We start from the raw sequence: 3,621 nt of genomic DNA, 5'->3' as shown, positions 1-3,621 counted from the left end.
CATGGGCGCGGCATGCAGGATTAACCGAGCCCAGCCGGTCATGAGTGCGGCCGGCCGGGTCGGGCGATAGGCAGTCATGCCCTGCCCTTCCTGCGGGTCAAGCACTCCGAAAAAACATTTCCCCCATAAATGCTAGATCTTCCGTTGCCTTTTCGCGGGCTTCTGCGTGAGGTGAGGCACGCCATCCATGGCATGTGGCACACGCACGCGATGCCAGTGCACGGTCGTTTTCTCGGCAAGGCCGTTCTCTACCTCGACCCGCACGCGCTCGCCCTGACGGACCCGGATTTCCGGGCCTGGAACGGGCCTTCGGCGCGCAATCGAGCCCGGTTCACCCGGCCCAATGGCGTCCACTTTGGGGGCGCATGCACTGCAGACCCGCTGGACCTGATCCGGGAGAGGATGGGCGCGGCGATTGGAATAGCTATGAAAGCGCATCGGACCGTGGAACTGCGCGCGCAGACTTTCGGAGGAAGGCTCGCTTTTAAACGTTATCGTGCAACTCTGACCGTTCTTCGCCTTGGCGGGTGCCGCGGAAGAATCCCGGGTTCTGCGAGCGCTGCGAGAACACCTGCGGTCGATCCTGTACCACAATCTCGCGAAGCTCGATGCTCTCTACAAACGATGTCTTGGATTCTCACGCCCTTATTTCAGCACTTCGCTCGCTTGCCCGACTCGGCCGCGGTCAGCCTTCACCGCCAATTTTATTGGCGCAGCGACGTTCCTATCGGTTCAGGCGAAGCTTCTTGAACCTGCCGCTCTCTCGTTGCCCTGGCACGATTAATCGTCCTCTCAGTCTGTCATTGGCGGAGTCGCTCCTGAGGCGCGCGCCGGCGAGTTCGAGGAGCGCGTGGCTATCTCCTCGGTCCAGCCGGATTCCGCTGCGCGCTCAGCCAATTCCTGGAAGGCCGATTCCAAGGCGAGCTGGCATTGAAGGCCGCGGTCCGGATGGTCGACTAGCTTGGTTCCACGATCGCAATGCTTGATCGCTTCATTGCAGGCCATGGGCTCTCGCCCTCTCCTTTTGCCACACGAGGCGCCAGCTCACGTGTTGTGCGCCCCGGCAACCGCTTTCACCAGCCGCTCCAGCGATCCCGCGCGCTCCAGCTCCGCAAAGAATGATGCGGCGTGACGCTACCCAGCCGGTGCTTCTCGGCCATTTGCACACATAGGGATAGTCGACCATGAAATCGGACCGAGGCGAGGCGTTGGACGTTTCAGTCTTGGTCTGAATGCGCCGCCCACGAGCCGATCGGCCTTCTCGATGATTTGGCGCACCCTCGTTGTCGACAAGCCATGTTCCTGAGCCAGGTCGGCGAAACTCTTGCCCTTCAGAAAGCCGTCGACCAGGGCTATGTTCCTATCGACGGTCGGCTAAATCCCAGCAGGCGCGCGCAGTTTTCCGGCATCATTCCGTTTGTTCATCCGCTTGTCCGCGCCCCCTGCAAATCCTACCGGGCCAAATCGGTGCTTGGAAGACCCACTCATGTCATGGCCTCGGGAAAGTACAAGGCCGACGGTTATGTGAATACGAAAGATGCTGGCGATCACCATGATCGTTGGTGACCGCTGACCTCCCCAATGTCGGCTTCGACGGCACACCGGGAGCTCTCGGCAATGTTGAATAATTCCGTTTGAAGATGGTTGACTTCGTCGTCGAGGCTCGATCCATCAGGATCGGTATCGACGATTCTATATTTGAGAAACCCAAATTCGTTTGACTCGCGCAATTCGCTGTACGGCGTATCATCGCAAGCGCGGGATTCCGACATCCTGCGAAGTGCCCGCGTTGCTGGAATCGATTTTGCGGAAGTAAAAAGGCCCCGGCGCTGGGTCGGCGCGCAGGGCCTTCAGGCATGTACGAGCTACCAGCATGTCCAGTTATGATCGTGCGCTATCATAATGAACAAACGGTGAATGATCGCTATCCGAGGTGCAGGGCGGGCGAGATGGTGGGGCGGTGGGGGACCTGTACCGCTGCAGCGGGGCCACGAGCAGCGACTCGAGCCATGCGCCACGCTGCAGGACCTCGATTTCGGGCCAAGCCTCGAGCCCGCAACTCGCCTTGCTTCTCGGAAATCATAAGGCTTTGTGGGGCGGTTAAGCAGCGCGATATGGCCGCGGCGATACGAAGTTTTCATCTTTACCCTGTTCAGACGGTCAGGCTGCCTTCGCCGCCGGCTTGGCTGCCTTGACATGGGTTATACTGCGGCGACCGTCGACGCCGATCGGAACGTCACCGTCAACCGTAGCGCGACGCACAACCCGGTGCTGGTCGCCATAGTCGTTGACCGCATAATGCTGGTTAGCACGGTTGTCCCAGATAGCGACGTCGCCTACTTGCCAGCGCCACCGCACGGTATTTTCCGGGGCAGTGACGTAGGACTGGAACACCTCGTAGAGTTTGGCGGAATCGCTCTTGGAAAGGCCGACGAGGCGCTGCACGAAATTGCCGAGCAGCAGCGACTTCTCCCCGGTTTCCGGATGGACGCGCACGACCGGATGCTCGGTCTCGTAGATCGTCGATGTGAAAACTTCCTCGAAGTGCTTCTTCTCTTCGGCTGTGGCGCGCGGGCGCACGGCTGCGTAGTCGTAGGCATTGCTATGAATAGCCCACAGATTGTCCGCCAATATTTTGAGCGGCGCCGGCAGATTCTCGTACGCGGCGTGCGTGTTGGACCAGATCGTGTCGCCCCCCGCCGCCGGAATGACGACGCCACGTAGGACCGAGAATTTCGGATAGGCATCGACGAAAGTCACATCGGTATGCCACTGGTCTGGCCTGCCACCGCCACGGCCGGAATCGAGATTGAGGATTGAGGCCGTGCCGGCTGCCGGCCCCTGCGTGGGATGAGGTACAAGGTTACCCAGACGCCGCGCGAACAATTCCTGCTCCGCATCGTCGAGATGCTCCTGGCCGCGGAAGAAGATCACCTTGTGTTTTAGAAGAAGCTGGTTGATGGCTGCTATCGCTGCGTCCGAAAGGTCTCCACCAAGGCGAACGCCTCTGATTTCAGCTCCAACACGGCTGGTCAGCGGTACAACGTCGGAGTCAGGAATTCTCTTCGTCAAGCTCGAAAGCCAAAATCCCGGCGGATCGATCAAGGATCGCATTGCGTTGTCGATGATCGTTAATGCCGAACAGCGTGGCCAGCTCGCGCCGGGCGGTACAATCATCGAAGCGACCGCTGGCAACACAGGGCTCGGCCTGGCCTGGCGGCACGAAGCGCGTGATCGCGTGTCCAAAAGCTGACAGCGTCAGACAAATGTCAGGTTCATTACAACCAACATCTGGGCACTGACGAGGTTTTTCGAAGCAATGGGCGCTAACTGCGCGCTGAGCGCGTTGGCATGGCTTTTGAGACTGAGTGACTGTGACTGCACTTAATGGGGCAAGACGAGCGATGCGCTCCTCCCTGAACCCGTGTGCCGTCTCTGAGAGGAAACCAGCTCGTGCAGAAACCTTTGGAAATAGCTTTGGACCGCAACGTGGTATTGCAGATGGAGTCCCCGGCTCCTTCGATTAGAGTCGAGAACTGGCTGCATGGCGAGCCCCTCACGAGCTTTGAGCCCGGCAAGTGTACATAGTCGAATTTTGGGCAACTTGGTGCGGCCCATGTG

General features: G+C 59.5%; 2 protein-coding genes and 3 pseudogenes. 3 read left to right on the top strand and 2 right to left on the bottom strand.

The window, feature by feature from the left end; all coding sequences use genetic code 11:
• Window positions 1–156: 156 nt before the first annotated feature.
• Window positions 157–303 (bottom strand): annotated as a pseudogene (locus tag EOB49_RS33320) (multicopper oxidase domain-containing protein); the annotation flags it as partial.
• A gap of 993 nt (window positions 304–1,296) precedes the next feature.
• Between EOB49_RS33320 and EOB49_RS36705 the strand changes: the two are divergent.
• Window positions 1,297–1,566 carry a hypothetical protein gene (locus tag EOB49_RS36705; protein ID WP_024504272.1) on the top strand — a complete coding sequence of 90 codons (270 nt, stop codon included), beginning with the start codon at window positions 1,297–1,299 and terminating at the stop codon, window positions 1,564–1,566.
• 594 nt (window positions 1,567–2,160) lie between these two features.
• Here the strand turns inward: EOB49_RS36705 and EOB49_RS33310 are convergent.
• Window positions 2,161–3,102, bottom strand: coding sequence for a TauD/TfdA family dioxygenase (locus EOB49_RS33310; RefSeq protein ID WP_281041029.1), 942 nt, complete (start codon window positions 3,100–3,102; stop codon window positions 2,161–2,163).
• Between EOB49_RS33310 and EOB49_RS38240 the strand changes: the two are divergent.
• Both EOB49_RS38240 and EOB49_RS33300 read left to right on the top strand, forming a co-directional pair.
• A pseudogene (locus tag EOB49_RS38240) lies at window positions 3,008–3,214 on the top strand (pyridoxal-phosphate dependent enzyme); the annotation flags it as partial. The gene EOB49_RS33310 and the pseudogene EOB49_RS38240 overlap by 95 nt on opposite strands.
• A gap of 287 nt (window positions 3,215–3,501) precedes the next feature.
• Window positions 3,502–3,621: pseudogene (locus EOB49_RS33300) on the top strand (TlpA family protein disulfide reductase); the annotation flags it as partial.

The organism is Mesorhizobium sp. M7A.F.Ca.MR.148.00.0.0 (assembly GCF_003997735.1).
GTDB lineage: Bacteria > Pseudomonadota > Alphaproteobacteria > Rhizobiales > Rhizobiaceae > Mesorhizobium.
Note: the sequence above shows the minus strand (reverse complement) of the source record. Positions and strands in the feature narration are given on the sequence as shown.

Excerpts from the sequence above, each read along its gene's own strand:
- EOB49_RS36705 (WP_024504272.1), top strand. The coding sequence starts at position 1,297 with ATGTTCCTGAGCCAGGTCGGCGAAACTCTTGCCCTTCAGAAAGCCGTC.